Genomic DNA, 20,179 nt, shown 5'->3' with positions numbered 1-20,179 from the left:
GGGCCTTTCGTGCGTGATAGTCGCGCGCAGCCTAGACGTATCCTGTGGCGCTGCAAGCCCGTCAAAGGGTCACATCCTGCGTGTCCCAGATCGCGGTCAGCGACCGTTCGCCGATGCGGATAAGTCGCGTGAGCGTCGCCCCGATCGCGACGTGACTGTTCTGGTCAATCGCGCAGATCACATCCCCCGCGACGTTTGCCAGCTTTTGCAGCCCCACCTGTTCGGCAATCGCAATCAGCGACCGGCAGTTTTTACGCAGCTCAAGCCAGTTGGATGCCTGATACAGACGGTCGCAGTGGGACATGCGCAGGGCCAATTCCTCCATCGCGCGACAGACGACATCTTCGGCCCCTGATTCACCCAGTTGGTCATACAGGATACCCAGACGTTCCTGATCTACGCGGACTTGTTCGACTGGCCGCATTTGCAATACATACATTTGAGTCACCTCATCATTACGCCCCCACAGCGCATCTGCACTATGTCGGCCAATTGATGTCCAATTCGTTTACGGCCGTGTGCGTTTTCGCTCGAATGTGATGCGAATTCAGAGTATTTTGGCTAAAATTTAGTAAAGGCGAGACAGAGATGGATAACGCGAAACCGCTCCCGAATTATCTGGTTCAACGGTATCACGGATGGAAAGCAACCAGTTACGCTGAAAACGAGGCATGGTACCGCCGTTTGGCCACCGACGGGCAGCATCCTCGTGCGATGATCATTTCGTGCTGCGATAGCCGCGTGCATGTAACATCGATCTTTGGGGCGGATCAGGGTGAATTCTTTATTCACCGTAATATCGCCAACTTGGTGCCACCTTACCAGCCTGACGGGCAGCAGCACGGGACGTCGGCCGCGGTTGAATATGCGGTTCAGTCGTTGAAAGTCGCGCATGTTATCGTGCTCGGTCACTCCAGCTGTGGCGGTGTGCAGGGCTGTCTGGACATGTGCAAAGGCAACGCGCCAGCGCTGGATGCTAAAGACAGCTTCGTCGGTCGGTGGATGGATATCCTGCGCCCTAAGTACGATGCGGTATCGGACATCGAAGACCCGAAAGAGCAGGCGCGCCAGCTTGAGAAACACGCTGTTATGACCTCTCTTGAGAACCTGATGACGTTCCCCTTTGTGGCGCAGCAGGTCAAAGCGGGCGAGCTGACGTTGCACGGCCTGTGGCACAACATCGGCGAGGGCGGGCTTGAGTGCTATAGCGCCGATAAAGAGATGTTCCGGCCCGTATAATGGGCTGGTCTGACAGGGACGGTTCCGGCGGCACCTGCGCGTGATCGTTCCTGCGCTTTTGCTGACCGTGTCGATCATTGGTACGGTCATCGCGACCTCCCAGCCGGTTTGGGGGGATCTGGTTTTGCTGGCGGGGCCTTGTGCCATCGCCAGCGCCATCTTGCTCCTGCGCGAGGCCCGGGTCTGGTTGGCGGGGCAATCCCGGCGCAGTGCCCGTGGGGCGGTGGTGATTGACGGATCAAACGTCATGTACTGGTGGGGTGGTACGCCGCTGATCACGCCAGTGCAGGACGTGGTGCGCACCCTGAAAGACCTTGGCTTCAAGACAGGCGTGGTCTTTGATGCCAACGCAGGGCATCTGCTGACGAACGCTTACAAAGATGATGCGGCGCTGGCGGCGATGCTGAAGCTGCCGGTGGATCAGGTGATGGTCGTGCCAAGCGGATCGCCGGCCGATCCCTTCATCCTCACCGCCGCGCGCGAGATGGGGGCGGTTGTCGTGAGCAATGACCGCTACCGTGACTGGGCCGATGACTTTCCCGAGGTGCTGCGACGCGGGCATCTGATCAAGGGCGGATACCGGCAACAAGAGCTGTGGTTCGACTTTGCCACGCTGTCAGACAAACAGAACGCCGCCTGATGGCCAAAGCGCCCGCGGCAGCGTTGATCTGAACATGCCCGACATGAAAAAGGCCAGCGCATCGCACTGGCCTTTCCCGACATAAAGATCAGGGGGCGCTTAGCCTTTTTTCAACACTTCGCGGCCCAGCAGTTCCGCGATCTGCACGGCGTTCAATGCGGCACCCTTGCGCAGGTTGTCGCTGACACACCACAGGTTCAGACCGTTGTCGATCGTGCTGTCCTGACGGATGCGGCTGATGAAGGTTGCGAAATCGCCCGCACATTCAACGGGGGTGACATAGCCACCGTCTTCGCGCTTATCGATGACCATGATACCGGGGGCTTCGCGCAGGATGTCGCGGGCCTCGTTCTCGTCCAGATGCTCTTCGAACTCGATGTTGATCGATTCGGCGTGGCCCACGAAGACCGGAACGCGGACACAGGTCGCTGTGACCTTGATTTTGGGATCGACGATTTTCTTCGTCTCTACCATCATCTTCCACTCTTCTTTCGTGTCACCGCTATCCATAAAGACGTCGATATGCGGGATCACGTTAAAGGCGATCTGTTTGGTAAATTTCTTCGCGGGCTTGTCGTCGGTGGGGTTGTAGATCGATTTGGTCTGGTCCCACAGTTCGTCCATGCCGTCTTTGCCCGAACCGGACACTGACTGGTAGGTCGACACGACAACACGTTTGATCGTGGCGCGGTCGTGCAGCGGCTTGAGCGCGACAACCATCTGCGCGGTCGAGCAATTCGGGTTCGCGATGATGTTTTTCTTGGAATAATCGTGGATCGCGTCGGCGTTCACCTCTGGCACGATCAGCGGGATATCGGGATCGTAGCGGTACAGCGACGAGTTATCGATGACCACGCAACCGGCCTTGGCGGCCTTGGGCGCGTATTTTTTGGTCGCTTCCGAACCGACGGCGAACAACGCCATATCCCAGCCCGTGAAGTCGAACGTATCCAAGTCTTTCGTCTTGAGCGTCTTGTCGCCAAAGCTGACTTCGGATCCCATAGACTTGCGCGAGGCAAGTGCCACGATTTCGTCTACAGGGAAGTGGCGCTCGGCCAGAATGTTCAGCATTTCACGGCCCACATTGCCTGTGGCACCCGCGATGACGACGCGATAACCCATCTTAAAACTCCAATACTAAAATGTGATGGTGCGGGCCTCTTATACCGCTTGGGCCCGCGGGGGAAGGGGGCGCGGCCTATTCGCCTGCATCGCGGGAAAACAGGTAGACGAACAGACCCGCTGCCATGAGCGCGGCAAACAGGGTGAAAATCATCACATAGGGGGCCTGCGCGGTGACGGCGGGCTGGCTGGCCGCATAGACGCGGCCCGACAGGAACTGCGCCACGCCAACGCCACCAATGCTGCACAGGTTCAACAGGGTCATGCCCCGCCCGACCAGCTGCGGCGGCATAAAGCTGCGGCCGTGGGCGATGATCACCGCATAGGTCGCGCCAAAGAAACCGACAGCGGCCATCAGCGCGGTGGCAAGAATGATGCCACTGTCGGGGAAAAGCATAAGCGCCACCAAGGCCGCGAGGTTCAGCGCCGTGCCCCCGACAATCACCCATTTCGTGCTGCCGATCACGCGGTCCAGCGGGCCATAGGCGAGGCTGCCTGCCACCATCGCGATCCCCATCAACAGGGTCGCCCAGCCGATCTGGTGAGCGTTCGCGGCAAAGACATCCTCGAAATAGGGACCGATCCAAAGCCCGCGCAACGCTCCGACCTGGGCGTAGCTGACGCTCATGATGGGAAAGATGAACCACAGCGCCTTGATCTTGAACACGCCAAGAAGGCTGCCGCGTTGTTCCCCTTCGGGGGTGGCGGGGTCGCGCACGACGCTCCAGATGCCAATCGCCGTCAGCGTGGTGATGGCGCAAAGCCCCCAAAGCGACGCGCGCCAGCCGATCGTTTCCGCCGCAATCGCCATCGGATAGGATGCGACGAGATTGCCAAGCGTGCCGATGCCCACCATGATAGAGGCGAGCACGACAAAGCGGCTTGGTGCGAATTCACGCGCAAAGATATAGTAGGCTCCCATCAGCACCGGCGCACAGCCGATCCCGATCAGGACCATCGCCAGATTGATGTGCAGCGGCTGCGTCGCCACCGCGAACAAAGCCGCCCCGCCGCCTCCGCCCACCAGCAGCAAGCTGGCCGCCGTGCGCCGCGGCCCGACTGTATCCAGCGCCCATCCCACAGGCAGTTGCATCGCCGCAAAGGAGAAGAACCAAAGCCCCGACGCAAAGGCGAGGTCTTCGGGCGTGGCCCCCAGATCAACGCGCAGTGATGGGCTGAGCACGGCCAGAAAGGCACGGAAAAACTGGCTGAGCACATAGCCCAGCCCCAACAAAGCTACCCCGCGTGTCATGTCAGTGTGTCACGCCATTTGCCCGCAAGCGCTTGCGCCGCGTGGCTGAGCAGCAGAACATCCGCCCCGACCGCAACAAACTGCGCCCCGGCCTCAAGCGCGTCGCGGGTCATGTCGTCGTGGGTCGACAAGATGCCCGGTGCCTTGCCCGCCGCGTGTATCTTGTGCAGCGCGGTCATGATCGCGTCTTGCACCTCGGGGTGGAGCGCATTGCCCATGTACCCCATATCAGCCGCCAGATCCGCAGGGCCGATGAACACGCCGTCGATCCCGTCGACCGCGAGGATCGCATTCAGGTTCTCAAGGCCCTTCACGCTTTCGACCTGCACCAGCAGGCAGATCTCGTCATCCGCCGTGGTGCCGTAATCCGCGATCTGCGAGAAACGCGCGGCGCGGGTCAGCGCATAGCCGACACCGCGGTCGCCGTGAGGCGGATAGGTGACATCGCGCACCAGCTGGCGGGCTTGATCGACGTTATCCACCATAGGCACCAGCAGGGTCTGCGCCCCCGCATCCAGCATCTGTTTGATCAGATAGGTCTCCCCCACGGGGACGCGCACGACGGGGTGGCTGTCAGAGGCTTCAAGCACCTGAAGCTGCGCCATGATAGAGCGCAGGTCGTTCGGCGCGTGCTCTCCGTCAATGACCAGCCAGTCAAAACCGGCGGTCCCCATCAGTTCGGCGCTATAGGTGTCCGCAAGGCCCAACCAGCAGCCAAAGACGGTGTCGCCTTGTTTCAGAGCCTGTTTGAATGCGTTGAAGGGGGCTGGCATGGGCATGATCCTTGATGCTGTTTCAGCGTACCCTAGGGTCAAGCATCACGGAGTGTCCAGAGGGGGCGCTGCCCCCGTCGCGCAGGCGCGACTCCCCCGGAGTTTTCAGGGTAAAATGAAGAGTTCAGATGACCTTGATCACGTCTTTGTCGATGGCCAGCATATAGCCGCGCCGCGCGATATTCTTGACCAGCAGTTCCGACACGATCTGGTTGCCCAATGTATCGCGCAGACGTTTGATGCGCGTGGCCCCTGCTGCCTCGTCGCAGTCAGCGGCGGTCCGGCCCGAGATCATGCCCTCGATCTCGGAGCCTGAGAGCACGTCGTCATCCATGCGCGCTTCGGCAAGGACCGACATCGTTTCCATCGCGGCGGCGGTCAGTTTGAAGCCGAGGTTGTTGAGATAGACGGTGTTTTCCTCGCGGCTGATCAGGAGCGAGTTTACTTGTATCCCCACCCGTTCGATCTGCGCCATGCGGCGGTTGAAGCCCACGAGCATGATCAGGAACACCAGCGCCGCGACCAGCATGGCCGTCGCAAAGACCAGCAGCACGATGATCACGATCCGGTAGCTCGACAGGGTTTCTGAAAACGCGGTGCCCGATTGTGCGAGAATTTCAAGCAGTTTGATTTCGGCCTGAGTCGTCAGATCGTCGTTCTCGACAAAGATGCGTTCGACCTGCGCGTTAAAGGCATTGGCGTCGGGCAGGGCCCATAGCAACAGCCCTGCGCCGATCAGAATGATCGCCACAACGGCCGCGATACCACCGCCGACAAAACGCCCGCCCGTGCGGCGCATCTCAGAAGCGGAGGAAATTTGGTCCGGCACTCGCTTTCCTTTGGTTTAGGCCATCCTTGCCAAAGACAGAGACGATCGTCAGCAACGTCCAGCCATTTGCAGCCAGCCGGTCCGTCAATTGGGCCTGCGCCGAGGCACGGCTGCAGTCACCGGATACCTGCGCCACACCATAATGCAGGCGCAAGGGGTTTTCCTGCTTTGCCTTGTAGTCGGCAAAACATTCCGCCGCTTGGGCAGAGGGGGCGGAGAGGGCCAGAAGCCCCGCAGCAGCCAGGGAAAGGAGGATGTGTTTCATGACGATCAGACTGCGCCTATCCGGGCGGATATTCAATATCCATTGGGTCTGTACCGCTTTGTTATTCGATAACAGGGGGGTGTTATTGCCTGTCTGAGGGGGGTGCGGCCAGTTTGATCCCACGGCCTCGCTCTTGATGGCTTTGCATGGGGTGCTTCCCATGTTGCCCCCAACCGAAAGGATCAGACAATGCGCTTTACATTGCACCATAAATTCATCGCCTCGATTGCAGCCGCAGCCGTCGCTATCACCGCCTTGACTGCTGCCCCCGCCGCCGCGGGCGACCGCAACAGGGATCTGGCGAAAATCGCGGTCGGTGTTCTGGGCGTGGCCATTGTCGGTAAGATCATTCACGACAAGAACAAGCGCGACGAAGAACGTGCCCGGCAGGAAGTGTCAAAGCACCGCCATGCGCCAAACACTGTGTACCGCGCCCCACGCCCTCCACGGGCCGAGCGCGTGCCCGTCTACCGCGCGCCGCAATCGCGCCACCGGGTAGAGCCGCGTCCGCTGCCCAAGGGCTACAAGCGCAAGCAGCATCACACCCATGCCAATGCCAAGCTGCTGCCCAAACAGTGTTTCCAGAGCTTCGACACGCGTCGCGGTCAGGTGCTGATGTTCGGCCGCCGCTGTCTTGAGAATAATTTCCGTCATGCCAACCGTCTGCCGCAGCAATGCGCGCAGCAGATCCGGACCCATCGGGGCACCCGCTATGGATATGACGCCCGCTGCCTGCGCGGCGCGGGATACAGTTTGGCGCGCGGTTAATCTCAGCGTGCCAATACCGGGGGCATTTCGATGCTCTCGGGTGGGGAAGGGAGGGATGTTCGGGCATCCCTCCCTTTCTTATGTGCTGTGGATATCTTTTGCGATTGTGACATCGCAGTCTTTGCAAGGTCACAATTCGCGTGGGCGGGGCTTGAGCTTTGGCGCGGGTTGGGGTTTTCACGGATCATGAAACCAGATTTTGAATTTGAACGGGCCGCCCATGCGCGCGGCTTTGAGCGGGTCGCCGGCGTGGACGAGGTGGGGCGCGGGCCCTTGGCGGGGCCGGTCACTGCCGCTGCGGTGGTGCTGGACCCGGATCGCATTCCCGAAGGGCTGAACGATTCAAAAAAGCTGACCAAACCTGCGCGAGAACGCCTGTATGAAGAGCTTTTGCAGGTTGCGGATGTCAGCGTTGCCCATGCCTCGGTCGAAGAGATTGAAGAGCTCAACATCCTGAGGGCGAGCCACCTTGCCATGCTGCGCGCGCTGGAGGGGCTGAAGACCCCCGCCGATTATGCGTTGATCGACGGCAATATGATCCCGCGCGATCTGACCTTGCCTGCCGAAACCGTGGTCAAGGGAGACGCCCGGTCGCAGTCGATTTCCGCGGCCTCAATTGCGGCCAAAATATGTCGAGATTGTGTCATGTTGTCCTTGGCGCAACAGCACCCCGGATATGGCTGGGAAACCAACATGGGATACGGGTCGAAAAAGCACATGGAGGCGTTGCAGAAAATTGGTGTGACCCCACACCATAGACGTTTGTTCAAGCCCGTACACAACATGTTGTATCAAGATAAATAACTAACCACTTGATTCAAAAAAGAAATTGACCAGGAATCGTCTGTCGGGGCATCTTGTGGATAACCAAGAGCACACAATGTGCCGGGCAAGAGGCAGCTATTATGAAGACGATGACCAAGGGTGCGGCAGCACTCCCTTTAAACACGATCATTTCTGGCGACTGTATCGAAGCGATGAATGCGCTTCCGGCAGAGTCGGTGGACCTTATCTTTGCAGATCCCCCCTATAACCTGCAGTTGCGTGGCGACTTGCATCGCCCCGACAATTCAAAGGTGGATGCGGTCGATGATGCGTGGGACCAGTTTTCCAGCTTTGCCGTCTATGACAAGTTTACCCGCGAATGGCTGAAAGCCGCGCGGCGTCTGTTGAAACCCAATGGCGCGATCTGGGTCATTGGCAGCTATCACAATATTTTCCGCGTTGGTGCCGCATTGCAGGATGCGGGTTTCTGGATCTTGAACGACGTGGTGTGGCGCAAGTCGAACCCGATGCCGAACTTTCGCGGCAAGCGCTTTACCAATGCGCACGAAACCATGATCTGGGCCGGCAAGGACGAGAATTCCAAATACACCTTCAACTACGAAGCGTTGAAAGCGCTGAACGAAGGTATCCAGATGCGCAGTGATTGGGTGCTGCCGATCTGCACCGGTCACGAACGTCTGAAAGACGAAATGGGCGATAAAGCGCATCCGACGCAAAAGCCCGAAAGCCTGTTGCACCGTATCCTTGTGGGGTCCACCAACCCCGGTGATGTCGTGCTTGATCCGTTCTTTGGCACTGGCACCACAGGCGCCGTTGCCAAGATGCTGGGCCGCGACTTTATCGGGATCGAACGGGAAGACGCGTATCGCAAGGTTGCCGAAAAGCGGATCAAATCCGTGCGCAAGTTCGATAAGGAAGCGTTGCAGACCACCACCTCGAAGCGCGCCGAGCCGCGCGTGCCGTTTGGCCAGCTGGTTGAACGTGGCATGCTGCGCCCGGGCGAAGAGCTTTATTCCCTGAACGGCCGGTATTCCGCCAAGGTTCGTGCCGATGGCACGCTTGTCGGGAACGAGGTCAAAGGATCGATCCACCAAGTCGGTGCGGCTTATGAGAAAGCGCCAAGCTGCAATGGTTGGACATATTGGTGCTACAAGAAAGACGGCAAACGCGTGCCGATCGATATCTTGCGCCAGCAGATCCGGGCAGAGATGGCCAACTAGGCCTCTCCCCACTTTCACACCCTATTTACGAACACCGCCGGTGTCCTTGCCGCCTCATGAGAAGGCGTGCCCATAAGGACACTCACCTTGGCCCCGCCTTTCATTGGCGGGGTCTTTTTCGTTTCAGGCGGTCACGAAGGTTCAGCGATGTTCAGCGGGGATAGGGGGTCTTGCCCGCGTTATACTCGGCCCAGTCCGTGATCTCGGGGTAGTAGGTCCGGCGCCATTCCCGCACCCGCGGATTCATCACACGCCGCCAGACCCAGGGCATCATCGCGGCCATTGTCATGACGGGGTAGCCATAGGGCAGCTGCGGCGCTTCTGCGTCGCCATAGGTTTGCAGCACGGGAAACCGCCGGTCGGGTTTATAGTGGTGGTCGGAATGGCGTTGCAGATTGATCAGCAGCCAGTTGGACGCCATATGCGCTGCGTTCCACGAATGACGCGGCTGGACGTGTTCGTATTTGCCGTCACCCAGATGTTTGCGCGTCAGACCGTAGTGTTCGATGTAATTCACCAGCTCAAGCTGCCAGATCGCCACGCCCGCTTGCAGCAGGAACAGGCCCAGCCCGACCCAGCCGCCAAGGACCACGGCGAGGATCAGGCAGCCTGCTTGCAGCGCCCCATATTTGAAAAACGGGTTGCTCAGGTCGGTCCAGGGTTTGCCCTTGCGTGCCAGCATCGCTTTTTCGGCCTGAAAGCTGGACACCAGAGATTGCCGCAGCACGCGCGGGTAAAAGCGGTGGAACCCTTCGTTATAGCGTGCGGTCACCGGATCGCGCGGGGTGGCGACATAGCGGTGGTGCACCAGCAGATGTTCAGACCGGAAGTGCGAATACAGCACCATCGCCAGCAGTGCATCGGCCCAGAAGCGTTCGCGTCTATTGCGTTGGTGCATCAGCTCGTGGGCGTAGTTGATCCCGATGGTGCCCGTCATGACGCCGACGCCGAAGAAGACGGCGGCTTTCTCCCAGCCGGACAGATGCGCGGCCTGTGGCACGTACCATAGCAACCCGAATAGCGTGAGAAACTGCACCGGCATCCACGCGGTCGTAATCATGCGATACCAGAACAGGTCGCCGTCTGACGCGTCCGGATCGGCGTTATCAAGGTTCAGCCCCGCGATCGCGTCGATGATCGAAAACAGATACCATGTGACCTGCGGCATCAAGATCACGGTCCAGCCGCCGACGGTGGCGGAGACCCAGACCAGCGGGATCAGCGCAAAGGACAGGGCAAAAGGCAGCGCACGCCGGAACTGCGACAGCTGGTCGGTGCTTATGTTTGTGGTGGGTGAGGTCATGCTGCACGGCCTTTTCGGGTTATCTGGCCCAAGGGGATCGGGCAAAGCTTTGGCTGCGATAAACTATGCCGCGCCGCCGCTACCGGAGCAAGTCATAGGCTTTGCGCATCACCGTGGGCAGGTCCGACGGGCGGAAATCATCCCGCACGACAAAGTGCCCGCGTGCTGGCACCGTGTCATTCGGTAGGCGCGCGTGCATGACGGTCAGCATCAGGTGGAAATGCGTGAACGTGTGCCGCACCTCCCCCGCAAGGGGCTGCCAGTCGGCAGGCGCAGGCGGTGTGCCTGCGGGGCGTGGGCCTTCTGCCTCGATCCAGTCCGTGCCGGGCCAACCGAGCATACCGCCGAGCAACCCTTTGTCGGGGCGCGTTTCAAGCAGCCAGGCACCATCCGCGCGCTGCCCCAGATAGACCGTGCCATGCCGGATCGGCTTCGGCTTCTTCGGTGTCTTCTTGGGCAGTTCGGCCGCCGTGCCATTGCGGCGGGCAAGGCAGGGATCGCGCCACGGACAAATGCCGCAGGCCGGGGATTTGGGGGTGCAGATCGTGGCCCCCAGATCCATCACCGCTTGGGCGTAATCTCCGGGACGGGTGATTGGGGTCAGCGCCTGAGCGCGTGCCATGAGGTCGGGCTTGGCGGCGGGCAGGGGGGTGTGGATGTCATAGAGCCGCGCCATCACCCGTTCGACATTGCCATCCAGCACGGTGAACGGCAGATCAAACGCGATGGAGGATACGGCCGCAGCGGTATAAGGGCCAATCCCCGGCAGCTTCAGCAAGGCCGCGTGGTCGGCGGGGAACCGGCCGTCATGATCGGCCATCACAGCGCGGGCGCATTTCAACAGGTTGCGGGCACGGGCGTAATAGCCCAATCCGGCCCATTCGCCCATCACATCCGCATCCGCAGCCGCTGCCAGATCAGCGACCGTCGGCCAGCGCGCGGTGAACCGCTGGAAGTAGTCGCGGACGGTTGCGACGGTGGTTTGTTGCAGCATCACCTCGCTTAGCCAGATGCGGTAGGGATCGGGGCGCACGCCCGCCGCCCGCGCCGCTGGCGGCACGCGCCAAGGCATCGCACGCGCATGGACATCGTACCATTCCAGAAGGATCAGCGGGAGGTCGCCGGAGGGGTCGGTGTCACGCAATGTTTATAACCTTTTCGGTTGGGTATGGCTGGTGATACGAGGCGGGATCGCTATGTTGTGGCTAGTCATTCGGGAAAGATAGTCATGGCGCCACGGCGTACCAGTACAAAAGGGTTCAAAAGGACGGATAGCCTGCTTTCGGCCAAGATCCGTCAAGCGAGCGAGACTCGTGGCTTTGCCCAATCCCGTCTGTTGACCCAATGGGCCGAAATCGTCGGCCAGGACGTCGCGGCCATCTCGCGCCCTGTTGAGGTCAGCTATGGCCGGGGCGGTATGGGGGCAACGCTGACCTTGCTGACGACAGGGGCAAATGCGCCCATGCTGGAGATGCAGAAGGAACAGCTGCGCGCCAAGGTGAACGCCATCTACGGGTTCAACGCGATTGCGCGGGTGCGGGTGACCCAGACGGCTGCTACCGGCTTTGCCGAAGGCCAGGTCGCTTTTGCGCCGCAACCCAAGACCCATCCCGAACCGCCGAACGACCCCGTCTTGCAACAGCGTGCTGCCGAAACCGTCAGCCCTGTCGCGAACGAGGCCCTGCGCGATGCACTTGCACGTCTGGGCGAGAACATATTGAACAAGACCAAACGCTGAAAAAGGAAATCACATGAAACCGACATTCCCCATCCTTGCGGCTGTTGCCGTAGCTGCCGCAGGTGGCTGGTACGCTTTCAGCGGTACAAATGCCGTGAACAGCACACCGATCAACCCGCTGGTCAGCGCGGCCAACGCGCAGTCAGCCGACACGGCAGAGGCAGATGCACCTGCTGCAACCACCGAAATTCAGGACATGACATTGGGCAACCCCGATTCAGCGGTCCAGATCATCGAATACGCATCCTACACCTGCCCGCATTGCGCTGCCTTTGACCAAGGCCCGTTCCAGCAGCTCAAGGCGGATTACATCGACAACGACAAAATCGGCTTCACCTACCGCGAGGTCTATTTTGACCGCTACGGCCTTTGGGCGTCGATGGTGTCGCGCTGCGGTGGCGAGGACAAGTTCTTTGGCATCACCGACATGATCTATGCCGGTCAGTCCGAATGGGTCCGCGCCGGAGAGCCTGCCGCGATCGTCGAAGAGCTGCGCAAAATCGGCCGTCTGGCCGGGCTCGACAATGCTGAGCTGGACGCCTGTCTGCAAGACGGTGAAAAAGCACAGTCGCTCGTCGCATGGTGGGAAGAAAACCAGAAGGCGGATGACATCAACAGCACGCCAAGCTTCATCATCAACGGCAAGAAATACTCCAACATGCCCTATGCCGAGATGAAAGAGATCATCGACGCGGCGCTGGAAGAATAATGGCGGCCCCGCTGGCAGGGCTCAAGGTTATTGAGCTGGCACGTATTCTGGCAGGCCCTTGGGCCGGTCAGACGCTTTCGGATCTCGGCTGCGAGGTGATCAAGGTCGAAAGCCCGGCGGGCGACGACACCCGCCAGTGGGGGCCTCCGTTCATCGAGCGCGGGGAAGATAAATCCGCCTCGTATTTCCATTCGGCCAACCGGGGCAAAGCCTCGGTTGTTGTCGATCTGACCACCGATGAAGGTCAGGCCAAGATGAAAGAGCTTTTGGCCGATGCCGACATCCTGATCGAGAATTTCAAAACCGGCGGGCTTGCCAAATACGGGATGGATTACGCCAGCCTGTCCAAGCAGTTCCCCAAGCTGATCTATTGTTCGATAACCGGTTTCGGGCAGGACGGCCCCTATGCGCATCGCGCGGGCTATGATTTCATCATCCAAGGCATGTCCGGTCTGATGTCGATCACGGGTGAACCCGACCGTCAGCCGCAGAAACACGGCATGGCGATCACCGATATCTTTACCGGCATCTATGCCACCACGGCCATTCTGGCAGCGGTACACCAGCGCAGCCAGACCGGCGTGGGCCAGCATATTGATATGGCACTGCTGGATTGCGCTGTTGCGGTGACGGGCAATCAGGCGATGAACTATCTGACCACGGGCAATGCGCCGACGCGGATGGGCAACGCACACCCGAACCTGACCCCCTACGAGGTGTTCACATCCTCTGACGGGCATCTGATCATCGCCACGGGCAATGACGGGCAGTTCCAACGGCTGTGCCGGATGCTGGGGCTGGATGATATGGCAACCTCGGCAGACTATGCCAAGAACGCCGACCGCGTCGCCAACCGGCCCGAGATGATCCGCCGTTTAAATGGGGCTACCAGCCAACGCACCCGCGACGATCTGCTCGCCGCCTGCGAGGCAGAGGGCGTGCCGGCCGGGCCGATCAACGACATGGCCGATATGTTCGAAGACCCCCAAGTCATCGCGCGCGGCATGAAGGTCGAACTGGACGGGGTGCCGGGCATCCGGTCGCCGTTCAAATTCTCGGGCGCTGAACTGGCTTTGCATCGCGCCGCGCCAAAGCTGGGGCAGGACGACTAGGTTCGCCCCGAGATGCCGCCCGGGCTTCGCTAGAAGCTCTGGCGGTTATGCCGGTTTCGGCAGTCGATCCAGCGCGGCAAAAAGCGCGTTTTCAGGATCGAACTCCAGACGCACCGGCAGGGTTATCACCTTCATTCTGAAAGACGCGGGCAGACGCACCGCGTCTTTTTCCGTTGTGACCAGCTGTGCGCCGCGCAGGGCGGCATCCGCCTCTAGCCGTCCCATCAGCGCAGGGTTCAGCGGCTGGTGATCCTCCAGCGCTTCGGCGTGGACAATCTCTGCCCCCAGATCGCGCAGGGTGGCAAAAAACTTCTCGGGGTGGCCGATGCCTGCGAAGGCCAGCGCGCGGGTGTCGGACCAATCCATCCCCGTTTGCAGGGGGGCGAGTTCGGCACGCACATGCGGCAGCTCGTCGGGCAGGTCGGTCGCGTCAAACTGCGCCTGATCTTCTGCGCCACCGATGGACAGCACGATATCCGCCCGCGCCAGACCCGTAGCAACGGGTTCGCGCAAGGGGCCTGCCGGCAGGCACAGCCCGTTGCCAAATCCCTTGGCCGCATCCACCACCACAATCGATAGGTCCTGATGCAGCGCGGGGTTCTGGAAGCCGTCGTCCATCACAATCACCGATGCCCCCGCTTCCGCCGCGGCCTGCGCCCCCGCTGCGCGATCCTGCGCAACCCAGACATCGGCAAAGGCGGCCAGTAGCAGCGGTTCATCCCCCACCTGCGCGGCACTGTGGCGCGACGGATCAACCTGCACCGGTCCCTTCAGCGTGCCACCATAGCCGCGCGACACCACATGGGGCGTGTGATACCTGTCGCGCAGGTGTTCGACGACAGCCATGACCGTTGGCGTCTTGCCCGTGCCCCCGGCGTTGATGTTGCCGACGCAGACCACCGGAATATCCAGACGCAGCGGCGTGCCCGCCGCCAGCCTGCGGGCAGTGGCCTTGGCATAAAGCGCGCCCAGAGGTTGCAACAGGCGCGCGCGCCAATCGGGCGTGGGACGGTGCCAAAAGGCGGGGGCGCGTTTCATGATGTGGCCTCTCGCTGGTCAAGCGTTTCCTGCACAAGGTCGATCACCTTGTCGGTGACGCCCGCACCGCGGCTGATCACATCCCACCCCGCCTGCGCCATCGTCGCCGCCTGATCTGGCGCGATCAGCCGGTTCACGGCGGTACCAAGCGCTGTGGCATCATTCACGATCCGCGCGGCTCCTTCGGCAGCCAGCCGGGTATACAGCGGCAGATACCGCCGGACTTTCGGCCCGTACAGCACAGCCGATCCCAGGGCCGCGGCCTCGAACGGGTCACAGCCACCGCTGCCGTTGATCAGCGAGTTGCCCAGAAAGGACACAGGGGCCAGCCGGTAAAACAAGCCGATCTCTGCCGGATCATCGGCGATCATCACCTGGGTCGAGGCGTCGGGATAGCCCGCGTCGCCCCATCGCAGCACGCGAAAGTTCTGATCCTCCATCCGCTGCGCGAAAACATCGGCCTGCTTGGGGTCGGCGGGCGCGAGGATCAGCAACAGCCGGTGAGATAGGCGGAGCCCTTGGCGGTGCGCGGTGAGCACGGTGTTCAGCTCACCCTCGAGCACCTGATTGGCGAACCAGATCGGACGCCCCACGACCGCAGCCGACAGATCGGCCAGATCGGAATCCATACAAGGCAACACGCGGCCACCGGCCTGAAGGGCGGGGGTCAGCTCTATGTCCTTGCGGGCGAGCCCAAGCCGGACAAGCCGTTGCATCCCCGCCTCCGACCGCGTCATGATCGCCGAGAAATGCATCAGCAGATCGCGGGTCAGATCGCGCAGCCACCGGTCGCGCCGCCCGTCAAAGCCGTCGCTGTCGGCATCGATCAGGAACATCGGGCAGGCCTGTGTGGTCATCTCTGCAATCATATTCGGGTGCAGACGCCCCCATGCCCAGACACAGGCGTCGGGCTGCCAGTAATCGATAAAGTTTTTGGCAAGCGTCGGGTGGTCCTCGGGCAGGGTATCGATCAGCACGTCGGCTTCGCTACACGGCGGCAGGTCCACCGGCACCAAGGCTTGGGGAACGGTGATCAGAACACTCAGCCCCGGACGGCTCCGGCACAGGCGAATGGCCAGATCCTGTATCGCGAACAAGCTGCCGGGTTCGGGAGCGTGGCACCAGACCAGCTCTCCGGTGGGGCGCTTGGCCACGGGGGTGAATGGCGGCACGCCCCCGCGACCGGTAAAGGCGCGATAGGCCGACAGCCCAAGCGACCGCGCCATAAGAGTTTACCCCAGTTCTTCGGTAGAGGAGGCCGCAGCCTCTTCGTCGCGCAGACGGTGCAGATGCGCGATAAAATACCGCATATGCGCATTATCGACCGTGCGCTGTGCCTCGTTTTTCCAGGCGTCATAGGCGCTGGCGTAGTTCGGAAAAATCCCGACGACATGGATGTCATCGACGTTTTTGAACGCGGTACCGGTGGGCGAAATCAGTTCGCCCCCAAAGACGAGGTGCAAGCGTTGGGTCATATCGCGGTCCTTTGTTTTCAAACAGATGGCCTTGGGGGCAATCTAAGGGGTGGCTTGGGTCTGGGCAAGGCCGCTTAGCAGCGCCGCATGGACGGCATCGCCCCCCGCGACGACACCGTTCAGGCGTGGATCGGGGTTGTTGAACCGCAGGGGTTGCCCTGTGCGGTCGGTGCATTGCCCGCCTGCTTCGGTGACAATCAGCGCCCCTGCGGCGATGTCCCATTCCCAGCTTTTGCGCAACGTGACCATGCCGTCAAAACGACCCTGACCCACCAGCCCCAGCCGATAGGCCAGCGACGGACGGTGCGCGCGTTTGAAGCCGGGGTCGCCCTTGGTCCAATGCTGCATTTCCATCACCGGTTTCGTGGCCAGCACGGTCGCCTCGGGCAATGTGGCGATGTCGGAGACAGAGATGCTTTGCCCGTTCAGGGTCGCACCGGCCCCCGCCGCCGCGGCATAGAGCCGGTCGAGCATGGGCAGGAACACCACCGCCGCCGTGATCCTCCCGTCGCGCGCAATGGCAAGGGAATGGGACCAGGTGTCGGACCCTTCGATAAAGCTGCGTGTGCCGTCAATCGGGTCGACGATGAACAGATCACGCTGCCCCAGCCGCCGTGTACCGTCGTCGCTTTCCTCGGACAGCCAGCCATAATCCGGGCGTGCCGCCGTCAGCGTTTGGTGCAGCATCGCGTTCACCGCAAGGTCAGCCTCGGTCACCGGACCGGCATCATCGGGCTTGTCCCAACGCTGCGCGGTCTTGCCAGTGAAAGAGGTCGCAATCTCGCCCGAGCGGCGTGCGGCCTTGATCAGAAGTGAGAGGTCATCAAGCGCCGGCAAGGGTCATTCCCGAGACAAGAAGCGACGGCACAACGCGGCTCAGATGCGCGCGCGCGTCATTGGCCGGTACGATCGATTGCAGCATATCACGCAGATTGCCCGCGATGGTACATTCGTTGATCGCGTGGGTGATCTCGCCGTTTTCGATCCACAGACCGGACGCCCCACGAGAGTAGTCGCCGGTATTGGGGTTGATGGTCGACCCGATCATCGACGTCACCAAAAGGCCTGTGCCCATATCGCGGATCAGGTCTGCGCGGGTGGCATTGCCCTGGGACAGCGCGATATTCCATGTGGCCGGACCGGGGTTCGAACCGGTGCCGCGTGCGGCATTGCCGGTCGGGGATAGCCCCAGCTTGCGCGCGGTGGCCAGATCAAGGGTCCACCCCTGCAACATCCCGTCGTCCACGATGGTGCGGCGCGACGTGGGCAGCCCTTCGCCATCGAACGGGCGCGAACCTGCGACGCGGGGGCGAAACGGGTCTTCGATCAGGGACATGCCCTTTGGCAGCACCTGTTCGCCCATAGCGTCGCGCAGCCACGAGGCACCGCGTGCAATCGCCGTGCCGCTGATCGCAGACAGAAGATGCCCGATCAGCGCCGAGGAAATACGTTCGTCAAACAATACCGGATAGCCCCCCGTGGGCGGTTTGCGTGCACCCATGCGTTCAAGAACGCGCTCACCGGCTTTGGTGCCAATGTCTTCGGGGCTGCGCAGGTCGGCCTGGAAGATGCGGCTGTCGCCGTCATAGTCCCGCTCCATTCCTGTGCCGGTGCCGGCGATTGCAACGCAGGACAGCCCGCGGTCGGTACGGCGGTATCCGCCTTCGAACCCGTTGCTTGCCGCCATAAATACCTGTTGCGCGCCATAGCCCGCACCCGCGGACTGCACCTGACTGACACCTTTGACGGCTAGCCCTGCGGCCTCGGCGCGGGCGGCGTCATCCTGCAGCGCTTCGGGCGAAGGCTCGGGCGCGGGGTCGTAAAGCTCAAGCGCCTCGACATCCCAATCCGTCGCCAACTGGTCGGGATCGGCAAGACCAATGTAGGGATCTTCGGGGGCCTCTTTCGCCATTGCCACCGCGCGGATCGCCATTTCCTCGATCGTGCGGTCCGATGTGTCGGAAGCAGAGACATTGGCAGAGCGTTGCCCGACAAAAACCCGCAGCCCGATATCGACGCCTTCGGCGCGTTCGGCCTGTTCCAGCACCCCGCCACGCACATCGACGTTCACCGACGTCCCGCGCACGGCCATCGCATCAGCACTATCCGCACCCGCTTGACGGGCGGCATGCAGCAACGACTTGGTCAGCGCCTCAATGGATTGCGACATGGGGGGATACTCCTTGAATGGGTGAAAGACTGCTAGCGCCCCTGCCGCAGCTGTGCAAGGGACGCCAGTCGCTGGAGGGCCGTGGCCGCAAAGGGTTACTTGATCCGCTGCCCATTGGCGAGGATTTGCCCGTCGCGGGTAAATTCGAGCTTGGATTTCAGCGTATCCTCCTCACCCTCGGCCGGGACGGCGAACATGCCCATCATCATACGCGCACCCATCGCCATCTGCGCGGGCAGCAAGCCCGAGGACACCAGCGTATCGATCAAGGTGTTCCCGCCCACCAGCTTGAGGTCAACAGCGCCCGACGGCTTGAGCGCCGTGGGGTCGCTCTCGTCATGCTCGAACGTGACCGCGCCATTGCCGGTCAGCTTGGCCCCCAGTGCATCCACGATCAGCGCATTCAGGTTCACGCTATCCAGCTGTGCTGGCACCTGTCCGGTCTCGGCCATTCTGGTCGCGGCCTCGGGGTCAAAGTAATCCATCAGCAGCCGCGCCTTGCCGGACACATCCAACGACAGGTTGGCCGGATCGCGGGGCAGGGTGCCTTGCGGGTTGATCATGCCCCAGACCATATCCGACATGGTGAACCCTTCGAGGTTCAACCCAAGGGCCACATCCTGCGCATCGTCGGTCTTGAGCACCGGCGCGCTCAGGTTGAACGCCGCATTATCAAGGCCGAAGGACAGAAGGAAAGGAAACTGCTGCGGCTGCACTGACAGCGCCATGCCTTGACGCGAACCGGCATAGCTCATGCCGTCGGAGCTGGTTTCAACCGTGAAACGCCCCCCTTCAGAGGCGACAGCGGCAGACATACTGCCATTCTCGGGATCTTCGATGTCGACCGTCATGGTGCTGTTGCCGCTGGTGAACGTGCCCGCGCCGGTCATACCTGCCCGCAGCATCGCGGCCATATCACTGGCCTGCGCAATACCAAGCGGCAAACGCCCGTCGCCGTCGAACGTCATATCCGTCGAGGTGCCGTTGATCGTCGCGATGGCGGGCTCTTTGGGGTCTTTGAAGCGCATGTCAAACGTCATCGACGCAATGGACCCGTCCTGCGCATAGGTGCGCATATCGTCCAGCACCGATTTAGAGGCGTATTCGACGTTGTTCAGCACCACATTCAGCGACGCGTTGTCGGGGCCGAAGGTCTCGTCGCCCACCGTCATCTGATCCAGCGTCAAGCCTAGAAGACCGGCAGCATAGGCGCTGCTCAGGTCGGTCGGCGTCCCGCTCACGCGCATGTCCTGGCCGGTCTGGTTCACGACAAGCGCTGCGCGCACGCGGTCTTCATCCGGGTCGGTCGGGGTGATTTCGAACACCAAGGGCATTGCGTCGGGCATGACCACCGACACGGTGCCATCATCGTTTTGCACAAGGCTCAACTGTTCAAGCGACATCGAGATCTGGCCCAGATCAGGCTCGCTCGTCAGATCAAAGCGGACATTGCTCACCGCGAGCGTATCCCCGGATACCTTTTCGGTGGCCGTCAGCGCATAGCCCATGCTTTGCATATGGTCCTGCCAGTCACGCCACACATCCTGCGGCGTCACATCCGCCAAAGCGCTGGACGAGGTGAAAAGAACTGAGAGGGCGGCACTGCCGAAGAGAGGGCGGATCATGAAAAATTCCTTTGTCGCAAATCGCGGGCGGCTATCCGGTGACAGCGCGGTTGCGCTAAAGGTAAGCGCCCGACGCCACCTTACAAGGCAAAGCGACCCGCGCCAATCTGCGATG

Annotated in this window: 22 protein-coding genes; 8 read left to right on the top strand and 14 right to left on the bottom strand. The window is 61.3% G+C overall.

Features of this window, described 5'->3' with window-relative positions; genetic code table 11:
- Positions 1-61: 61 nt before the first annotated feature.
- Positions 62-439, bottom strand: coding sequence for a hypothetical protein (locus ACNQ62_RS01980; protein WP_005850435.1), 378 nt, complete (start codon positions 437-439; stop codon positions 62-64).
- Positions 440-588: 149 nt separating this feature from the next.
- On the opposite strand from ACNQ62_RS01980, the gene ACNQ62_RS01975 reads away from it, so the two are divergent.
- Entirely contained in the window at positions 589-1,239 is a 651-nt protein-coding gene (locus tag ACNQ62_RS01975) for a carbonic anhydrase (protein ID WP_005850433.1), read from the top strand.
- A gap of 40 nt (positions 1,240-1,279) precedes the next feature.
- On the top strand, positions 1,280-1,879 hold the full coding sequence (locus tag ACNQ62_RS01970; RefSeq protein WP_418094083.1) for an NYN domain-containing protein: 600 nt from the start codon (positions 1,280-1,282) through the stop codon (positions 1,877-1,879).
- Between the two features lie 99 nt (positions 1,880-1,978).
- On the opposite strand, the gene ACNQ62_RS01965 is transcribed toward ACNQ62_RS01970, so the two are convergent.
- The 5 genes from ACNQ62_RS01965 to ACNQ62_RS01945 all read right to left on the bottom strand — a co-directional run bounded on the left by ACNQ62_RS01965 (position 1,979) and on the right by ACNQ62_RS01945 (position 6,120).
- Positions 1,979-3,001 carry an aspartate-semialdehyde dehydrogenase gene (locus tag ACNQ62_RS01965; protein WP_005850430.1) on the bottom strand — a complete coding sequence of 341 codons (1,023 nt, stop codon included), beginning with the start codon at positions 2,999-3,001 and terminating at the stop codon, positions 1,979-1,981.
- 76 nt (positions 3,002-3,077) lie between these two features.
- Positions 3,078-4,253: an MFS transporter gene (locus tag ACNQ62_RS01960; RefSeq protein ID WP_418094082.1), complete on the bottom strand. Its 1,176-nt coding sequence runs from the start codon at positions 4,251-4,253 to the stop codon at positions 3,078-3,080.
- The gene (locus ACNQ62_RS01955) at positions 4,250-5,026 is read right to left on the bottom strand and encodes an aldolase/citrate lyase family protein (protein WP_184583561.1); all 777 of its coding nucleotides are present in this window, start codon (positions 5,024-5,026) and stop codon (positions 4,250-4,252) included. Before ACNQ62_RS01955 ends, ACNQ62_RS01960 begins: the two co-directional genes overlap by 4 nt.
- Before the next feature lie 124 nt (positions 5,027-5,150).
- Positions 5,151-5,825 (bottom strand): winged helix-turn-helix domain-containing protein, encoded by a 675-nt coding sequence (locus ACNQ62_RS01950; RefSeq protein ID WP_037942669.1) that lies wholly within the window; start codon positions 5,823-5,825, stop codon positions 5,151-5,153.
- Between the two features lies 1 nt (position 5,826).
- A complete protein-coding gene (locus tag ACNQ62_RS01945) occupies positions 5,827-6,120 on the bottom strand; it encodes a hypothetical protein (RefSeq protein ID WP_009825534.1) in 294 nt (97 codons plus the stop codon).
- A 189-nt stretch (positions 6,121-6,309) separates the two neighbouring features.
- Here ACNQ62_RS01945 and ACNQ62_RS01940 point away from each other — a divergent pair, with 189 nt between their 5' ends.
- From ACNQ62_RS01940 to ACNQ62_RS01930, 3 genes are all read left to right on the top strand, one after another.
- Entirely contained in the window at positions 6,310-6,888 is a 579-nt protein-coding gene (locus ACNQ62_RS01940) for a hypothetical protein (protein ID WP_341205363.1), read from the top strand.
- Between the two features lie 186 nt (positions 6,889-7,074).
- Complete coding sequence (locus tag ACNQ62_RS01935; RefSeq protein ID WP_180828402.1) at positions 7,075-7,692, top strand: ribonuclease HII; 618 nt, start codon at positions 7,075-7,077, stop codon at positions 7,690-7,692.
- A gap of 101 nt (positions 7,693-7,793) precedes the next feature.
- A complete protein-coding gene (locus ACNQ62_RS01930; protein WP_418094081.1) occupies positions 7,794-8,894 on the top strand; it encodes a site-specific DNA-methyltransferase in 1,101 nt (366 codons plus the stop codon).
- Positions 8,895-9,045: 151 nt separating this feature from the next.
- Here the strand turns inward: ACNQ62_RS01930 and ACNQ62_RS01925 are convergent, their stop codons facing one another.
- The gene (locus ACNQ62_RS01925; protein WP_418094080.1) at positions 9,046-10,197 is read right to left on the bottom strand and encodes an alkane 1-monooxygenase; all 1,152 of its coding nucleotides are present in this window, start codon (positions 10,195-10,197) and stop codon (positions 9,046-9,048) included.
- A gap of 79 nt (positions 10,198-10,276) precedes the next feature.
- Entirely contained in the window at positions 10,277-11,341 is a 1,065-nt protein-coding gene (locus ACNQ62_RS01920; RefSeq protein WP_418094079.1) for an A/G-specific adenine glycosylase, read from the bottom strand.
- 84 nt (positions 11,342-11,425) lie between these two features.
- On the opposite strand from ACNQ62_RS01920, the gene ACNQ62_RS01915 reads away from it, so the two are divergent.
- The 3 genes from ACNQ62_RS01915 to ACNQ62_RS01905 are packed head-to-tail and all read left to right on the top strand — an operon-like array spanning position 11,426 to position 13,756.
- Positions 11,426-11,935 (top strand): DUF721 domain-containing protein, encoded by a 510-nt coding sequence (locus tag ACNQ62_RS01915; RefSeq protein ID WP_005850403.1) that lies wholly within the window; start codon positions 11,426-11,428, stop codon positions 11,933-11,935.
- A gap of 13 nt (positions 11,936-11,948) precedes the next feature.
- Entirely contained in the window at positions 11,949-12,644 is a 696-nt protein-coding gene (locus ACNQ62_RS01910) for a DsbA family protein (protein ID WP_009825529.1), read from the top strand.
- Positions 12,644-13,756, top strand: coding sequence for a CaiB/BaiF CoA transferase family protein (locus ACNQ62_RS01905; RefSeq protein WP_168592305.1), 1,113 nt, complete (start codon positions 12,644-12,646; stop codon positions 13,754-13,756). Before ACNQ62_RS01910 ends, ACNQ62_RS01905 begins: the two co-directional genes overlap by 1 nt.
- 45 nt (positions 13,757-13,801) lie before the next feature.
- Here the strand turns inward: ACNQ62_RS01905 and lpxK are convergent, their stop codons facing one another.
- The 6 genes from lpxK to ACNQ62_RS01875 form a co-directional block, all read right to left on the bottom strand.
- The gene (gene lpxK / locus ACNQ62_RS01900; RefSeq protein ID WP_418094078.1) at positions 13,802-14,794 is read right to left on the bottom strand and encodes a tetraacyldisaccharide 4'-kinase; all 993 of its coding nucleotides are present in this window, start codon (positions 14,792-14,794) and stop codon (positions 13,802-13,804) included.
- Positions 14,791-16,020, bottom strand: a complete 1,230-nt coding sequence (locus tag ACNQ62_RS01895) for a 3-deoxy-D-manno-octulosonic acid transferase (protein ID WP_418094077.1) — start codon at positions 16,018-16,020, stop codon at positions 14,791-14,793. The genes lpxK and ACNQ62_RS01895 overlap by 4 nt, the downstream gene beginning before the upstream one ends.
- Before the next feature lie 6 nt (positions 16,021-16,026).
- Positions 16,027-16,269 (bottom strand): DUF4170 domain-containing protein, encoded by a 243-nt coding sequence (locus tag ACNQ62_RS01890; RefSeq protein ID WP_005850395.1) that lies wholly within the window; start codon positions 16,267-16,269, stop codon positions 16,027-16,029.
- A gap of 42 nt (positions 16,270-16,311) precedes the next feature.
- A complete protein-coding gene (locus ACNQ62_RS01885; protein WP_418094076.1) occupies positions 16,312-17,106 on the bottom strand; it encodes a 3'(2'),5'-bisphosphate nucleotidase CysQ in 795 nt (264 codons plus the stop codon).
- Positions 17,093-18,439 carry a TldD/PmbA family protein gene (locus tag ACNQ62_RS01880; RefSeq protein ID WP_418094075.1) on the bottom strand — a complete coding sequence of 449 codons (1,347 nt, stop codon included), beginning with the start codon at positions 18,437-18,439 and terminating at the stop codon, positions 17,093-17,095. Before ACNQ62_RS01880 ends, ACNQ62_RS01885 begins: the two co-directional genes overlap by 14 nt.
- Before the next feature lie 95 nt (positions 18,440-18,534).
- A complete protein-coding gene (locus ACNQ62_RS01875; protein ID WP_418094074.1) occupies positions 18,535-20,064 on the bottom strand; it encodes a DUF2125 domain-containing protein in 1,530 nt (509 codons plus the stop codon).
- Positions 20,065-20,179 lie beyond the last annotated feature (115 nt).

Source organism: Sulfitobacter sp. SBS6 (assembly GCF_048285585.1).
In the GTDB taxonomy this organism is placed as follows: Bacteria; Pseudomonadota; Alphaproteobacteria; order Rhodobacterales; family Rhodobacteraceae; genus Sulfitobacter; species Sulfitobacter pontiacus.
This window is presented reverse-complemented; position numbering and strand designations above follow the sequence as displayed.